At 43.3% G+C, this 16,423-nt stretch carries 13 protein-coding genes; 5 read left to right on the plus strand and 8 right to left on the minus strand.

All coding sequences use genetic code 11. The features are described 5' to 3' along the window. Positions 1 to 26: 26 nt before the first annotated feature. On the minus strand, positions 27 to 3,431 hold the full coding sequence (locus tag P1X15_RS12540) for a PVC-type heme-binding CxxCH protein (protein ID WP_277338469.1): 3,405 nt from the start codon (positions 3,429 to 3,431) through the stop codon (positions 27 to 29). A gap of 107 nt (positions 3,432 to 3,538) precedes the next feature. Then, entirely contained in the window at positions 3,539 to 4,024 is a 486-nt protein-coding gene (locus P1X15_RS12545) for a cytidine deaminase (RefSeq protein WP_277338470.1), read from the minus strand. A gap of 467 nt (positions 4,025 to 4,491) precedes the next feature. Between P1X15_RS12545 and P1X15_RS12550 the strand changes: the two genes are divergently transcribed. From P1X15_RS12550 to P1X15_RS12560, 3 genes are all read left to right on the plus strand, one after another. Further along, positions 4,492 to 6,423: a heparinase II/III family protein gene (locus P1X15_RS12550; protein ID WP_277338471.1), complete on the plus strand. Its 1,932-nt coding sequence runs from the start codon at positions 4,492 to 4,494 to the stop codon at positions 6,421 to 6,423. An 83-nt stretch (positions 6,424 to 6,506) separates the two neighbouring features. Beyond that, positions 6,507 to 6,761, plus strand: coding sequence for a type II toxin-antitoxin system Phd/YefM family antitoxin (locus tag P1X15_RS12555; protein ID WP_277338472.1), 255 nt, complete (start codon positions 6,507 to 6,509; stop codon positions 6,759 to 6,761). Beyond that, positions 6,758 to 7,156: a type II toxin-antitoxin system VapC family toxin gene (locus P1X15_RS12560; RefSeq protein WP_277338473.1), complete on the plus strand. Its 399-nt coding sequence runs from the start codon at positions 6,758 to 6,760 to the stop codon at positions 7,154 to 7,156. Before P1X15_RS12555 ends, P1X15_RS12560 begins: the two co-directional genes overlap by 4 nt. Before the next feature lie 72 nt (positions 7,157 to 7,228). Here P1X15_RS12560 and hemL read toward each other — a convergent pair whose 3' ends face one another. The 3 genes from hemL to P1X15_RS12575 form a co-directional block, all read right to left on the minus strand. Continuing rightward, positions 7,229 to 8,518, minus strand: a complete 1,290-nt coding sequence (gene hemL / locus P1X15_RS12565) for a glutamate-1-semialdehyde 2,1-aminomutase (RefSeq protein WP_277338544.1) — start codon at positions 8,516 to 8,518, stop codon at positions 7,229 to 7,231. Positions 8,519 to 8,654: 136 nt separating this feature from the next. Then, on the minus strand, positions 8,655 to 10,337 hold the full coding sequence (locus tag P1X15_RS12570) for an ABC transporter substrate-binding protein (protein ID WP_277338474.1): 1,683 nt from the start codon (positions 10,335 to 10,337) through the stop codon (positions 8,655 to 8,657). A gap of 280 nt (positions 10,338 to 10,617) precedes the next feature. Further along, entirely contained in the window at positions 10,618 to 12,366 is a 1,749-nt protein-coding gene (locus P1X15_RS12575) for a phospho-sugar mutase (RefSeq protein ID WP_277338475.1), read from the minus strand. Between the two features lie 413 nt (positions 12,367 to 12,779). On the opposite strand from P1X15_RS12575, the gene P1X15_RS12580 reads away from it, so the two are divergent. Beyond that, the gene (locus tag P1X15_RS12580) at positions 12,780 to 13,625 is read left to right on the plus strand and encodes a cupin-like domain-containing protein (RefSeq protein WP_277338476.1); all 846 of its coding nucleotides are present in this window, start codon (positions 12,780 to 12,782) and stop codon (positions 13,623 to 13,625) included. 66 nt (positions 13,626 to 13,691) lie between these two features. Here the strand turns inward: P1X15_RS12580 and P1X15_RS12585 are convergent, their stop codons facing one another. The 3 genes from P1X15_RS12585 to P1X15_RS12595 all read right to left on the minus strand — a co-directional run bounded on the left by P1X15_RS12585 (position 13,692) and on the right by P1X15_RS12595 (position 15,678). Beyond that, complete coding sequence (locus tag P1X15_RS12585) at positions 13,692 to 14,144, minus strand: GyrI-like domain-containing protein (protein WP_277338477.1); 453 nt, start codon at positions 14,142 to 14,144, stop codon at positions 13,692 to 13,694. Positions 14,145 to 14,212: 68 nt separating this feature from the next. After that, positions 14,213 to 14,644: a VOC family protein gene (locus P1X15_RS12590; RefSeq protein WP_277338478.1), complete on the minus strand. Its 432-nt coding sequence runs from the start codon at positions 14,642 to 14,644 to the stop codon at positions 14,213 to 14,215. 83 nt (positions 14,645 to 14,727) lie between these two features. Next, entirely contained in the window at positions 14,728 to 15,678 is a 951-nt protein-coding gene (locus tag P1X15_RS12595; protein WP_277338479.1) for a YafY family protein, read from the minus strand. Positions 15,679 to 15,764: 86 nt separating this feature from the next. Between P1X15_RS12595 and P1X15_RS12600 the strand changes: the two genes are divergently transcribed. Then, complete coding sequence (locus P1X15_RS12600) at positions 15,765 to 16,223, plus strand: hypothetical protein (protein ID WP_277338480.1); 459 nt, start codon at positions 15,765 to 15,767, stop codon at positions 16,221 to 16,223. Positions 16,224 to 16,423 lie beyond the last annotated feature (200 nt).

Raw genomic sequence — 16,423 nt, forward strand, 5'->3', positions numbered from 1 at the left:
CGGTTTTTTTTGTAGAAGAGTTTAGCCTACTTCTTCAAATTTGCCAAAAACTCAATTACGTCGCGTATTTCGCGTTTAGAAAGCAACGAGCCCATTGGTGGCATACCTGAAGGCATATTTTCACGTTTGGCAATACGTCCTACTGGAATTACCAAAGGTTCGGCATCGGAAGTCGTAAGGGTTAATTCTTCGGCGGTTTCTTTGGCTAATGTACCATTCACTACATTTCCGTCTTTGAGGGTTAGCATTACGGAGCCAAAACCCGGCGCAATTCGCGCACTTGGTTCGACGAGGGCTTGGAGAAGTTGCTCACGGGTAAGCACGTCGCCAATGTGCGTAAGAGCAGGCCCCACCGCGCCGCCCGTGTTGCCAATCGCATGGCAGCGTACACATTGAGCGGTAGAGTTGGAGTTGAAGATATTGCGTCCTGCAAAGCGATTTCCTCCAAAAAGCGTTTCGGCATATTCCTCCAAAGCCGAAGCGTTGGGCTTTAAGGTTGCCATTTTGGTTTTGAGCGCCGCTACACCCGATGCCTCTACTGCTTCTTTGAGTTCGAGGGAAAGATTGGGCGAAAGCTTTTTGTCTTTGAGTTGGTCAATCAAGCCATCCAAAATCACTTGTGTTTTGTCGGCATCCATTTTGCCAAGTACTTCGAGCATTTTTTGCTGTTCGCGTACCGAGCCTTTGCTAAATATAGAATTGACGATGGTCGGGAGACTGGCTTTGGTTACGTTGTTATTGTTTAGAAGTCCCAATGCCACCGTGCGTACGCTTTCTTCTTTATCGTCCATTCCTTTTTTGATGATAGCATCCATTTGAGCATAGCCCAGTTGGTTGAGGGCGGGCAAGATAGCTGCTTTCACTTTGGCTTCTTCAGTAGCATCATAGATAGCGGCAAGTTGGGCGTTGGCTTCGGGCATTTTGAGGTCGGCCAAAAGACCCGCTACGGCGATGAGGGTTTCGGGGTTTTTCTCTTTCAAAAAGCCCGAAACAAAAGGAGCTACTTTGGACTTGACCGATGCCAAATCACGCTCGATTTTACCACGGTGGCGGCCATCTACGCGGTCCATGACCGAAGGGTTGGCCCAAGTACCAATCGTGGCTAGCGCCTCGGCCTTGATGTCGTCTTTGATATCGGTACGACGCGCAAAATCAATCACCATCTGTAATTCTTGGTCACCGCCTACGCGCAATGCGGCGTTGATAGCACGGCGCAAAATCACCTCAGAAGTAAATCGTGTATCTTTTAAGGTAGCAGCTAAGGCAGGCAATGCCGTTGGGATAGAAAGGTCGTCGTTGATAGCACGAGCGGCTTCGGCTACAATATATTCGTCTTTGTCTTGCAAAAAGACCGCGATTTTGTCGCTGCGTAATCTTCTAAGTACCAATACAGCAGCGGTGCGAAGGGCTTTGCTAGGATTGTTGGCTAAGGCCGCCATTGGTTCTGCTTTGCCAATGCGCGACAGTGCCAACACACCAGCGTGGCGGATATAAACATCCTCGTCGTTGTTGGCAGCGAGCATTTCGATGAGCGGTGTTATGGCATCACCATAAGAGATACGTCCCAAGGCTTCGGCCGCATAAAAACGGACACGTGGATTGGAATTTTTGAGTAAAGGAATGAGGTCATTACCAGCGGTTGTGATGCGGGCATCACCCAGCATTTTGGCGGCTTGGGTCACGATTTCATTGTCTTTGTCTTTGAGCAAAGGCATCAAGGTGGAGGCGTAAGCTTTATCTTGACGTGCCAATTGACCTACCCCCCAAATGCCGTGGATGCGTGCCAGTTGGCTTTGGGTTTGGTCAATGGCTTTCGACAAACTTGGTAAGCCTTTTTTACCACGATTGACGAGTTCAAACTGCGCTTTTTGGCGGACTCTCATATCCGCATTTGAAAGCAAAGAATACAACATCTCTTCGTTTTGAGAAGCATAATCCAGCTGAATCAATCGCTTGGTTTCTTGACGGATAGCGGCGAGGTCGTTTTTATTGGACGTTACATCCATTTTCCAGACCCGACCATAATTTTTGGTATCCCAACCATTGATCCAGTCGGCTACGTAGAGCGCACCGTCGGGACCAAATTTGATACCCGTAGGCAAGATGCCACTCACTACGTCTTTTTCACCGTCGAGTTCAAAAGAAGCACCTTTGGGTTTGAGACCAAACGACCAGATATGGGAGCGGGTAGGTGTACCGACAAATTCGACCAAGAAAAATTTGTTTTTCCAGTCTGACCCCAATGCTGTGCCGGGGTTGTAGGCCATACCCGTAGGGCCGTTGTGGTAATTCATGATAGGCGGAATGATATAAGCCGCCTGACCGTCCCAGCGTGGTTTGAAGAGTTTTTCGTCCATCCACACTTTGTATTTGTTGTTTTTGGGGTCGGTGTATTTGCCGTATTGCCAATTGGAACGCCAGCCAGCGTCGGAGCCTTGCACTACGTGAACTAGGCGCTCACTTTCGCCGGGGTGGTCGCCGTCGTTGTCGGAAGAAATAAGGTTGCCATATTCGTCAAACACAAACTCGTGGGTATTACGGAGACCGTGGGCAAAAATTTCAAAATCGCTACCGTCGGGATTGGAGCGGGCAATGATACCCGAGTTGGGGTGCTCAAACTTCTTGCCGTCGGCGGTGGTGATATTGGCTCCAATGTCGCCGATATTCCAGTAAATACGTCCGTCGGGACCTTCTGTCACGCCCGACATGCCGTGGCCACTAAAACCGATGTGTACACCGTAGCCGTGGCTAATTGAGGTTTTTTTATCGATGATTCCGTCTCCGTTTTTGTCTTCCAGACGCCACAAGTCAGGGGCAATCCCCACAAAAATATCCTTGGCACGCACGAGCATACCGCCGGCCACGTCGGTGACTTCTTCATAAAAATCCTCTAAAATGCGGAGTGAAACATCGGCGATGCCGTCGTTGTTGGTATCTTCTAGTCGCCAGATTTCATCTTTCTCAACTGCTAAGTCCTTCCAGTCGTGAGAACCGTCTTCGTTCAAGTCTGCCAACCATTCATTTTCTTTGCTGCGCTCGGGAGAGAATGTTTTCCGCAAAAAAGCGCGGCGGTCTTCAACCGTTTGAAGGCCAATGGATTCGGTCATCCAGTCGCGATGCCCGCGAATGTCAAACTCGGAGTTTTTTTGGCGATTGGTACGATTGAGATAGACCCGACCTTGGTCGTCGATAGCCATTGCCACAGGGTCGGGAGCGAGAGAATCGGAGGCCCAAAGGGTCATTTGCAAGCCCTCAGCCAACTTAATGGGTGTTTTGTCACGGATTTCTTTGGCGTTTGCGAGGGCCTTGCTAGGGTCTTCTTTGACCATAACAGGCTGACTGCTACGGGGCATTTTCATGCACGAAACCACCAAAAAAGCTATTCCTAGCGATGCGGACAGCTTTATTTTAGCGTGCCTTTCTAAAATCATGGGTTAATGTGTTTATGAGTATCAAAAGTGAACGAACCTAACCTAAAGAAGACGGTTAAGTAGTGGTTTTTACTTATGGGTAGTTTTTTTTTTAGATTAATCTTGTATTATAAATGCAATGAAGAAAATGCCAAGGGAAGTAAATGTGCTGCACGCTCAAGATAAATGATTTGCCCCGCAGGACTGCTCAAAATAACCCCAATGTCACTTTGTTGGCGTTGGGTGGTTTCCAATAAGCTTTGCCGACAAATACCACAGGGAGAGAGAATGGTATCAAACGAAACCGTTTCGGCACCATTCCGATAGGCAATCGCCACAGTGATTATCTTCTCAGTAGGAAAAAGCGAAGAGGCTACCGATAGTGCCACTCGCTCCGCACAGATACCTGCTGGAAATGATGCATTTTCTTGATTACTACCTTTGATAATCTCTCCGTTGGACAACAACAAGGCGGCCCCCACATGAAATCTTGAATAAGGCGCATACGAAAGATTGACGGCGTCGTTGGCTGCTTTTAACAGTTGTTGCAAACTAGAGTTTAGTGAGCTGTCGTCTTCAAATAGTTGATAATCAAAGGAAATGGTCTTGTGCATACTTAAAGTCAGGGAAAAGGATTGGTATCCAAAATGAATAAACCTAACTTAAAGATATTGTTTTTTGGATTAAATGCGTAGAAAATACCAGGAACTTTCACCTTTGTGGCAAAGATGCTATGTCTTTTATAGGGTCTTGAAATGGCTACAATGAAAAAACTTCAATGATTACAGACCAATCCCCAGTGAAACCCTAAGTTTAAAACCCAAAACAATATATCTTTTAATTATCCTTTCTTTACTTAAATAGGGCCTTTCTAAATCATAATTTTTCATATAAATCTATGGCTTTTAGTGTGGACGTAGGATAGGAGCATAAGTAACAGGAAGGTTTGATAAAGAGTAGATTTGTGGTTTGAAAGAGTTTAAAAGTCAAGTAACTGCTACATTTTTTTCTGCATTCAAGTATCTGCTGTTGTTTTTTGCCATCTATACCCAAACCGATTCTTAAACCCTTTTCTAATACCATGTTCAAATCTTTTGTTTTTTTGTTTGCTGTGCTTCTCTTGGGGGAGTTCAGGAGTGAGGCACAGGTCACTCAACGCAATATCCTGGGGAATAAATATTCGATAGAGGCCGTCAAACAGGCACTGATTTCTCAAAATCAATTTAAGCCATATCCCAAAACACCTGCTGAATGGAATGCGGCAGTACCAGACTCAGTCATTGCGCGTACGATTCGCACGGGCGAAGGACTTCTCAATTATAAGTTTGAGCCTATTTCAGCGACTATCTCTTTGGATTTTGTGCGTTCAGGCGACCGCGAACGGCACAGAGAAATTTCTTTCACCAAGCGCAATGCCTTGATAGACTTGGTATTGGCTGAGAGCATGGAAGACAAAGGGCGCTTCACGGAGGCTATCCTCAATGGCGTATGGTCGATGTGTGAAGAAAGTTTCTGGGGTGTTCCGGCGCATATCAGCGGTACAGGTTTGCCCAATGTCGAAGACCACATCGTTGATTTGTTTGCTGCCGAAACAGCTTCTGTTTTGGCTCTAACGGATTATTTTGTAGGCGATAAACTTGATAAAATCAACAAGCTTATTCGGAAGCGTATATACCACGAAACCAATCAACGGATTTTTATCCCTATGCTCAAAAACCCTGATCGCTATGGCTGGATGAGCAAAAAAAACGCGGTCAACAACTGGAATCCGTGGATTATGTCTAATTGGATGACAGCCACTCTGCTACTCGAAAAAGACGAGCCGCGTCGGGCGCAGTCGTTGTATGGGGCTATGTTGGGCCTAGATTTGTACCTCAATGGCTTGGGCGAAGATGGCGGCTGCGACGAAGGGCCGAGCTATTGGTTTGCGGCAGGGGCGTGTGTGTTTGATTGTTTGGAGCTGCTTGATGGTGCCACTCAGGGCAAGGTGAATATTTATAGCGAGCCTTTGATTCAAAAAATGGCCTCCTATGTCTATAAAACCCACATTGCAAACGATTATTTTGTCAATTTTGCGGATGCCGATCCTAAACTCAAGCCCGACGGAATTATGCTGTATCGTTTTGGTAAAAAAATCAATGATGCACAATTGACGCAATTTGGTAAATGGGCGGTTGAGAAATATCCTTCGGCAATCTCAAACAATGGTTTTCATCGGATGCGTAAAGTCCAAAACTTGCTGACAGTGAAAGAAATAGGGGGCGATAAAAATACTTTTGAGCCTGTTAAAGATGCTTGGTTTGGCGATATTCAGGTATTGACGGCGCGGGCAGGCAATGGCATTTTTATGGCGACGCACGGCGGACACAACGCCGAAAGTCATAATCACAACGACGTGGGAGATTTTCTGTTGTATGCCAATGGCGAGCCTATCATCATCGATGCAGGTAGGGGCAATTATACAGCTCGTACATTTTCGTCAAAGCGCTATGAACTTTGGTTTACGCAGTCGCAATACCACAACCTGCCCATTATCAATGGGCTAGGGCAATTGGCGGGACGCAGCTATGAAGCAAAAAATGTAAAACCAACGGTGTCGGACAAAGAAGCCACTTTGAGCATGGACATTGCCCCGTCGTATGCCAAAGAGGCAGGTATTCAGACTTGGAATCGTACGGTGAAGCTCAATCGAGTTAAGAACTCGGTAGAAATCAACGATGATTATGTATTGACCCAAAAGCCGACGTCGTTGCAGCAGGTATTTATGACGGTCAATGAAGTAGATACCGCCACTCCCGGAAAAGTGTTGTTGAAAACGCCTAAAGGTCAAAGTTTTACATTACAATACGATCCCAAACTATGGGCTATTTCGACCGATTTCCCTTCTACAGATGGTATGGAATATGTAAGTTTCAAAACCAAATGGGATAACCTGCCCGTGCAGCGAATTGTGTTGACTCACAAAACTTTACCCCAAAAAGGGAAGGCCGGATTTGTGATTGTAGGGAATTAATCAAAACAACCCCAGCAACGTTCAAAACGTTGCCTGGGTTAAATGTAGGTTTTTCTTGACAAGTTGTCAAGAAAAACCTACATTTGAATAAAAAAGGTAAAATGAAGATAATGACTGTAGGAGAGCTGAAAACGCGATTTTCAGAAATACTTCAAGAAGTGCAAGCAGGAGAAGAAGTGGCCGTTGCTTTTGGGAAAAAAAAGGAAATCGTGGCTTATCTAGTTCCAAAATCAGCCCGTAAGTCTACAAAACGTACTTTAGGAATTTTGGCTAATAAAGGGAAAGTTACGTTTGCGAGTGATTTTGGAATGACGGAAGAAGATTTTTTAAATGTATGAGTTATTTGCTGGATACTCATACCCTTATTTGGGCTATAACAGAGCCTCAGAAGTTGTCTTCTATCGCAAAAAAAGTGCTTACAAATACTGACAACGAGGTTTCGGTAAGTGCAGTCAGTTTTTGGGAAATTTCCTTAAAATACTCAATTGGAAAGTTAATGTTAGAAGGCTATGGACCCGAAGATTTTCCGCAAGTGGCCCTAGCAACGGGCTTTAAGATTATTCCTTTAACGGCAGAGACCACAAGTAGTTATCATCAACTCAAGGCAGCTTATCACCGTGACCCCTTTGATAAAATGCTTATTTGGCAAGCCATTCAACTTAACCTTACGCTTATCAGTTGCGATGAAAATGTGCATAAGTACGAGAGCGAAGGATTAAAAGTTATTTGGTAAAAATCAACCCCGGCAACGCTTAAACCAACCCTGGCAACGTTTTGAACGTTGCCGGGGTTAACGAGCTAACTATTAAATCACCTCTTTCAATGCCTCTTCATTAGCCTGAATCAACTGTTCAATGTGATTATCTTCAAGTGCATAAGAGAAGAAAAGACTTTCGAATTGAGAAGGCGCTAAATAGATTCCTCTTTTGAGCATGGCTTGGAAATAACGCCCAAACAGTGGTAAATCAGAAGATTTAGCCGTTTCAAAATTAGTGACTTTTTCGGGAGTCATAAAAAGCGTAAACATCGAGCCTATCTGATTGATAGTGAAGTTTAAACCTAGTTTTTGTAAAGAATCCTGAAATCCAGCGGTGATTTTCAGACCTACCTCATCAAGACGCGTATATACTTCGGGGTGATTGTCCAAATATTCCAACATCGCCAAACCTGCCGACATTGCAATGGGATTTCCTGAGAGGGTGCCAGCTTGATAAACAGGTCCCGCAGGCGATACGCAATCCATGATGTCGCGCTTACCGCCATACGCCCCGACGGGCATTCCACCACCGATGATTTTGCCCATCGTAGTCATGTCGGGCATAATCCCAAAACGCTCCTGTGCTCCCCCTTTGGCAAGTCGAAAGCCAGTCATCACTTCATCAAAAATGAGGACAATTCCTTCTTTGGTACATAGTTCCCGAATGGCTTCTAAATACCCTTGTTCGGGCAATACGCAGCCCATATTGCCTACGACAGGCTCTAGAATCAAAGCGGCGATTTGTCCTTTGTTGCTATCAATAAGTTGTTGTAGTGCCGTTAAATCATTGAAGGGGGCAGTAAGGGTATCGTTGGCTACACCCTTGGTGACACCGGGGCTATCGGGTACTCCCATCGTAACGGCTCCACTACCTGCGGCAATCAAAAAACTATCGCCATGCCCGTGGTAGCATCCCTCAAATTTGATGATTTTGTCGCGACCTGTGTAGCCTCTTGCCACCCTAATCGCCGACATCGTGGCTTCCGTCCCTGAATTAACCATCCGAACTTTTTCGACCGAAGGAACCATATTTACAATCCGTTCGGCCATTTCTACTTCTTTGCGGGTAGGTGCACCAAAAGAAAAGGAATTTTGGATAGCGTCTGATACGGCTTTTTCAATAAGCTCGTGGGCGTGCCCCAAAATCATAGGCCCCCAAGAATTGATAAATTCCAAATATTGGTTACCGTCTTCGTCGTAGATATAGGGTCCTTTGGCTGATTTAATAAAAATAGGTGAGCCGCCTACGGCTCTAAATGCTCTTACGGGTGAATTGACTCCCCCTGGAATGTACTGTTTAGCCTTTTGAAAAAGTTCTTGACTTTGATTGTGTTGCATCATTACTTAAATGGATTTCAACTTGGCAAGTTTGTAAGCGACTATCATCAGAAACATGCCAAGTTCTGTATTTGTTTTTGAACAAACTTGGCATGTTTGCAATAGGTTGTTTCAGAAACATGCCAAGTTTACTTTATTATTTAGCTGGTACCCAGTGCATATCATCTAGGGTGAGAATTGGTACTACTTGATTATCACTGGAATTTCGGTAGTTGAAGCCCGACAGCAAGTAGTCATCTTCATAAGTGCGAGTTTCTAAGCCGTTGCGGAGTTGGTTACGATATTTGTGGAGCATTCGTCCAAAAAACAATAACGCATCATAGCCCTGCATAGCATAAATTGACGGAATCGTATTTCTTTTGTTGAAATATAAAGTTTGAAACTCTCGTACTTGGGGTTTAGTAATATCCACAAACTCAGTATCTAGCCAATAGACCGTATGCCCTTCTATGAGAGCGGGTTGGAAAGTTTGGAGGTTAAAAGAGGTAGATGTGGTGAGTACTGGAGGTTTGAGTCGTTTTTTTGTAAGCATGGCCAATACTTTAGTACCATCTCCTTCTGAGCTACTAAATACGGCCACGTGGCTAGGTTTGTTTGCTTCTGAAATAGTAGCCGCAGAGTCAATTTTTTCGCGGGTTTTTCTAAAATCAACAGTTTGGTACCCCGCCGCATCTACTTTGGATTTGTAAGCTGCTGCCAATACCGAATCACGGCGAGCAGAGCCATAATAAATAGCGACTTTTCGTCCCATAGAAGCAGGCAGCGATCTCATGAATTCAAAGCTCTTATCGGCTTGGCGCTCAAAAGAAGGCTGTAACAATAAAGTATTGGGGTGATTAGTAAGAATATCGGTAGTAAGAGTAGTGGGGTGTATAAAAAAGATATTGTTGTTGTCGGCATAGTCGGCGGCTAGCTTAGCAGGCTCGCTATAAACAGGTCCAAATAAGAGGTCGGTTTGGGCAAAGTTGGTATTATTTACCACGTCAAGCATTTCTTCAGGTTCGCTACCTACATCATACGAAAAAAGACTGACTAAAATGCCTTCTTGTTGTAGTTTGGCCTTGGCCATTTTCATGCCTTCGTACATATCATAGGCAAACTGATTGTTACGAAAACGTTGGCTAGGGCTAAATTCACGAAGCTTGAATGGTAAAGCAACCCCTATGTTGTAATACCCCTTTTGAAGATTGTTTTGTCCTTTTTTTATGGGGTTTACTGAAGAAGTAGTTTTGGCAGGAACAATCCCAAAACGATTGGTCAACTGATCAGATAATTCTAAGTCGGCCTTGTCGTTGGAAGTTTGTTGGATAAGGTCGATGATTTTTTGGGCTACTACTCGGTCAGAGGGATGCTGACGATATAGGTTTTTAAGGTATGCTAAATCTTGAACTTGATTGACATATACCTTTTTGAGGTTTTCGGCGTCTTTTTTTACAACCGCCGATGTGATGTCTTGCAAGTAGTCTAAGGCTTGACCGAATTGTTTATCCCGAAACGCTAAGTCGGCTTGTAAGTACAAGACATCATCCATTTTTTTCCAATCAGGAAAGCGCTCCCTGAGCTGGTGTAGCATCTGACGGCTTTCGCCGAAGCGGTTGGTTTTGAGCGAAGCTAATGCCCAATAGTAATGTGCAAAAGGTGTCAGCCCATTTTGGTATTTGGCTGCCGTAAGAGGAGTAAGACTTCGCAAAGCTGCGGTGTAGTCGCCTGATTTGTATAAACTAACGGCACTCTTATAGTCTCGCTCATAGTTAGCATCCGTACCTTGTGCTTGAAGAAGAAGGGGTGATAGAAAGAAAAACAAAATGAATTTTCTCATTATGAGTCTGTCCGGGGTTTAAAAGTTTGACATAACGAATGCTTCCTTTCTTCTTAGTGCACATTCATTAGTATGGTTCTTTGGGGAAACGAAAAGAAATGTAAAAATAGCTAAGAAGTACCAAAACAAAAAAGCCATTACGCTATATGCGTATGGCTTTTCTCACACTTAACCTATGATGAAAAGCCCCGATGATGAGTCGGAGCTCTAAACGTAGCGTGAATATACGTTATTTTCTTCTATTGAAGCAAATTTTTTGTTCAAAATAATACAAAATCCCCTATTTCAGGTTAAGTTCACTACCGATTGATTGTACTTTTTGCTTAAGTGCTTCATAGACGGCATCAAAATTTTCATTGCTGTCTAGTTCGCCGACTACGCCTACATAAAACTTGATTTTGGGCTCGGTTCCAGATGGGCGACAAGTAAATTTGGTACCATCAGCCGTGAAAAACTGAAGCACATTAGAGGATTCAATTCCCATACTGCCGGAAGGGATGTCTACAGTTTGACCGTTTTCGGTACGTTTCAAAAACTTGTAGTCATCAATACGTACCACTGGAGAGCCAGCAATCGACTGAGGAGGGTTGGCGCGAAAATCCGCCATCATTTGTTGGATTTCTTCGGCACCAGATTTTCCTTTTTTAGTAAGAGAAATCAGACCCTCGTAGTAGAAACCAAATTGCTTATATACCTCCATGAGCATGTCGAATAAGCTCAGTCCTTTGTCTTTGGCATAGGCGGTAAGTTCGGCAATCATGCCACAGCTTGCGATAGCATCTTTGTCGCGAACGGCATCTCCGATAAGGTAGCCGTAGCTTTCTTCGCCACCGCCAATAAATTGCTGCTGACCTTCTAGCTCGCGAATCACTTGGGCTATGTATTTGAAGCCGGTAAGGGTGTTATAACAATGCACTCCATAACCTGCTGCCATTTTGTCGATAAGGTCAGTGGTCACGATAGTTTTACAAACAAACTCTTTTCCTGTCAACTTTCCAGCTTCTTTCCAAGCTTGCAATAGATAGTAGATAAGGAGAGTAGCGGTTTGATTTCCGTTGAGAAGTTGGATTTCGCCATGATGGTTTTTGACAGCAATACCTACGCGGTCGGCGTCAGGGTCGGTGCCAAGTACCAAATCTGCATCAATTTCTTTGGCTTTGTTTACAGCCAAAGCCATCGCTTCCGATTCTTCAGGATTGGGATATACTACCGTTGGGAAAAGTCCATTCCCTTTGGCTTCAGCTTGTTCGGCGATAACTGTTACGTTTTCAAAGCCCATTTTTGCCAAAAGCTTTGGAACAAGCGTCACGCCCGTACCGTGGATAGGAGTATATACGATTTTGAGGTCTTTTTGGCGAGCAATTGCATCCTTCGAAATCGAAAGAGAGATGATTTGCTCAATGTACTTGCTGTCAATTTCTTCGCCTATCGCGTGGATTTTGGAGGCATCACCCTCAAATTTGATATCATCGATTGATTGAATCGCATTTACTTCATCAATTACATTTTTATCGTGCGGAGCTACTACTTGGCTACCGTCAGTCCAGTAGGCTTTGTATCCATTATACTCTTTAGGATTGTGTGATGCCGTGACGACCACCCCACTCTGACAGCCTAATGCCCTAATAGCAAAGCTTAGCTCTGGAGTAGGACGAAGCCCGTCGAATAAATACACCTCTATGCCATTGGCAGAGAAGATGTTTGCAATAACTTGAGCAAACTCGTCTGATTTGATACGACTGTCGTGAGCGATTGCCACACTTATAGGTTGCCCTGAAAATGTTTTGTTGAGGTAGTTGGCCAATCCTTGGGTAGCTGCTCCTACAGTGTATTGATTCATTCGGTTGGAGCCAATCCCAATCAACCCCCGAAGCCCACCTGTTCCAAACTCCAAATCTTTATAGAACGAATCAGTTAGTTCTGTAAAATTTTGTTGGTCAAGGAGTTGTTGGATAGTGTTTTTGGTGTCAGCATCATAGTTGCCGCTGAGCCATTGTTCTATTTTGGTTTGTACTGCAGCTTCGAGCATAGAGGTTACAATTTTTGGATTTATACATTAAAAGACAAACATCCCCAAATTTACTAACTCACCCGAATGATGCAAGTTTATCTTTTAAAGAAATATTAGTGCTGGTTTATGACAAGATTCTATTTTTTGGATTTTGAAAATGCTCTATTAAAATGAGTTATGTCCAAGCAACAACCAAGTGAGAGATAAATTCTAGGTGTATTTTTATACTTTTTTATTTGTATGGGAACAAATTGAGAAGGTCTTAAAGTTTTATAAAAAATGCCCTATAGAGACCCTGTTTTGATAAATGTATTGAATGTGTACAAGTAGTTTTCACTAGCAAATGAATAACCAATCATTGAGATTTGTCTTGCTATGGTATGATTTTTTATAGTTTTTAAGTTAGTTACCACAATATTATTATCAGAAAAATGCAGCTACAGCCTATTGAAAAACGTTCTGGTCTCACTCCTGAAGAATTTAGAGACCAATATCTTTTACCAGGAAAACCTGTTGTGTTCCGGGATTTGGCTGCCGACTGGCCCGCTACCCAAAAATGGACTTTTGAGTATCTGAAAAATAACTACGGGCATCTGAAGGTTCCTCTCTTTGGAAATGATTTTCATGATGCAGGCAAAGGTTATATGGCACCTAAGTTACACATGCCATTTGGTGAGTACTTAGATTTAATTCAAGCTGGGCCTACCGAACTTCGGATGTTTTTGTATAATATTTTTCAGCATGCGCCAGAGTTAGTAAAAGACGTAAAGATACCTACTATTATGGATGGGTTTGTGAAAGAATATCCATTCATGTTTTTTGGTGGGCAAGATGCGGTCGTGAATTTACATTATGATATAGATTGCTCATCGGTGTTTTTGACTCAGTTTCAGACTCGCAAAAGAGTAGTGCTTTTTGCACCAGACCAAGGTCCCTACTTGTATCAGCATCCTTTTACGGTACAAAGCCACATGAATGTGCTAAAGCCTGATTATGAACGATATCCAGCTTTCAGAAAAGCCACTGGCTGGGATACCACTCTTGAACACGGCGAAACCATCTTTATCCCTTCTACTTTTTGGCACTTTATACATTATGTAGATGGTGGGTTTTCGATCGCGCTCCGTGCCAACGACAATGCCTTTACGCGCGTAAGAGGACTGTGGAATATCACGCGGCATTTTATTGTTGATAAAGGACTTAATAAAGTTTTGGGGCCACGCTGGAAACACTGGAAAGAAGAAAAAGCCGAAGAACGGGCTTTGAAATTGGTATAAAGTCATAAACAAAATGGGCATGTAGTTATTACATGCCCATTTTGTTTAGTAAGTAGTTTGCTATTTTTATTGAAGGCCTATCTGAATCTCTGTGACATTGTGAGAAGCTACTTCAAAATCCATATGCTGATAGATTTCTCTACATTCAGAGGTCATCGTTAACTGATGGGCTGCCACATAATCCATCGCTTTTTGATAGGCTTCGGGCATTCGTTCCCAGTCTCCTTCGTGTATCAAAGATAAGCACTTGAAAGAAGGAATATGTTTCCATTCAAATCCTTCCGCTACTACATTTCGTTCTTGGATAGGTAGCAAAATTTCGAGCTTAAAAACCGTAGAAGGGTCTCCGTCAATTCCGGTATATTTCCAATGAATGGCTCCCGTAGGCATCACTGACAAACGAGCCGCTTCTTGGTACATCGCTTTGGCTACATGGCCTACGTGGTCAGCGAGTTGGGGGAGAGTCGTCATCGTTGTAAAAACGAGCGCATTGAAGGGAAAAGTTTCTTTGATAGTCATGGCTGTATGGGGAATGGTCTGGTAGCTTTACGCTACCAAACCACTTTTATGGGGTATTGAAGATTGGATTAGTTGTGAGTAGGGTAGTGATAGTTAATCATCCATTTAATGCCAAATTTGTCAGTAAAAAGCCCGTAATAAGCACCCCAAAACGCATCTTCAAGTGGCATTTCAATTGCTCCTCCTTCAGAGAGCCCGTTGAAAAGCTGCGTAGCTTCTTCTTTAGAAGTGGGATGAAGAGAGATGTAAAAATTGTTGCCTTGTGTGAGGGTGTGGCCAAGAGATTCTAAAGCGTCGCTTGCCATCAGGATGGTGCCGTTGCTGATAGGCAAGCCAATGTGAATGATTTTTTCTTGGACTTCGGCAGGCATATCAGCGGCCATAGGGGTATCTTTAAAACGCTGTAAGCTGCTAAATTCTCCACCAAACACTGATTTGTAAAAATTAAAAACTTCTTCGGTGTTGCCAGCAAAGTTTAAATAAGGGTTGACTGTTAACATGGTTGTTGTTGGTTTAAAAATGAATTAATAAATGAGGAAGGTTTGTGGATACAAAGGTAAATCCTCATAGTGACAACCCTATGTCAGTAGGAATTGAGATAATGTTCTTGGATTTCGAGGGCCAATGTTTTCATCAAATTTTTGAGTTTTTGGGGATGTTCAACTTGAACGTATTTACCATAGCTAAGTAACCACCTCGCTAATCCCTCAAAAGCCTGCGTCATAAATTTCATTTGGACATGTTTGCCATTTACATCTTCGGAGATAAAACCAAAAGAATAACGTTGCTCTTGCATAAAAATCGCCGCTCCCAAATGCACCGATACACTGACTTCTTGGAGGTCTTCTTGTACGCGTAGTTGGTCGAGGTAAGCTTGTAGGGTCAGGAGGTTTTGTTTTGGAAAAAAACGTTCGGTGTTTGTAAGGGTCTGAATGCGGTCAACTCTAAAATCTCGATAATCTTCCCTGAGCCGACAAAAAGCAATCAAATGCCAATGCGAACCATAGTAAACTAACCCAATGGGCTCGATTTCGCGCTGAGAAGTTTGGTTTCTGAGATTGGTAACATAGTCAATCAAAAGTACCTGCTGACGTACAATGGCTTGTTGGATTTGGTTCAACAAATTTACCGAAAATGGGGGTGATTGCTGACGTGCCAATACGGCCACGCGTGATTCCAAATCTTCCAGATGCTCTTTTTCGTGGCGTTTGAGTACCGATTTTATTTTGTATAAAGCCGAGTCATAGCTTTCACTGAGCGATTCATCTGCCATTTTTTTGATGAGTTTAGCCCCAAAAAGCAAAGCGCTTGCTTCTTCGTTTGAAAACATCACTGGCGGAAGATGATAGTCTTCCAAAAAATACCCAACTCCAGCTTCGGCGCCAATCGGTACTCCTGCCTCTTCCAAAGCACGGATGTCACGATATACGGTGCGTAAGCTTATTCCAAAACGGTCGGCTATCTCTTGGGCTTTGACTACACGTTTGGATTGAAGCTGAATCAGAATAGCCGTAAGGCGATCGATACGATTCATAAAAAAGGTGATTTTTACAACAAGAATTTTGTAAACTCTGGGATAGGTGATAGTATTGGATACAATTTCAAAATTGGTAAAAAAGTATGAAACCTCCATTGATTTTAGTTTTACTGTACATATTTGTGTCGGCTTGTAATCGCCCCGCCGAAGATATAAAAGAAGCCCAAACTCGACTTACGGGTGCGCCTAAGTGGTATATTCAAGAGATTTTGATGGACGATGCTCCCGTTTTTAAGGAAGGCAAGCATATCCCACATATTAGTGGTGTACAATTTGATACTTACATGGATTGGGTAAGGTTTGACCCAAATGGGGCATTTGAAGGACATTTTAAAGGAGCTTCCGAAACCAAAATGTTTCAGTGGGAAGTATACCCCAAACAAAACGTCATCGCGCTTCGCGATACCGTAGCCAAAACAGGTGGTTGGAATATCTACCCAAGAAATGTATATGAAGACCATTTTGAAATGGAAACGCGCAGTACTATATACGACCCTCCACGCATGACCAAACTGACACTAAAGTTTAAGAAAAATGAGTAAAAAGAGGGGGTTGGGGAGTTATCATATATATAAAATATAGCCTTATGCACTAAGCTTTAAGCCTTAGGCATTTATAGCGAACCCTAGCGTAGACTCGTTGATTATGGAAAACCATTTTTAATAAAAAGCTTATGGCTTACAGCTTAAAGCGTATTGCTAAGTAGTGACAAAATTTCTTCATCAATTTAACTAATAACGTA

The organism is Runella sp. MFBS21 (genome assembly GCF_029433105.1).
In the GTDB taxonomy this organism is placed as follows: Bacteria; Bacteroidota; Bacteroidia; order Cytophagales; family Spirosomataceae; genus Runella.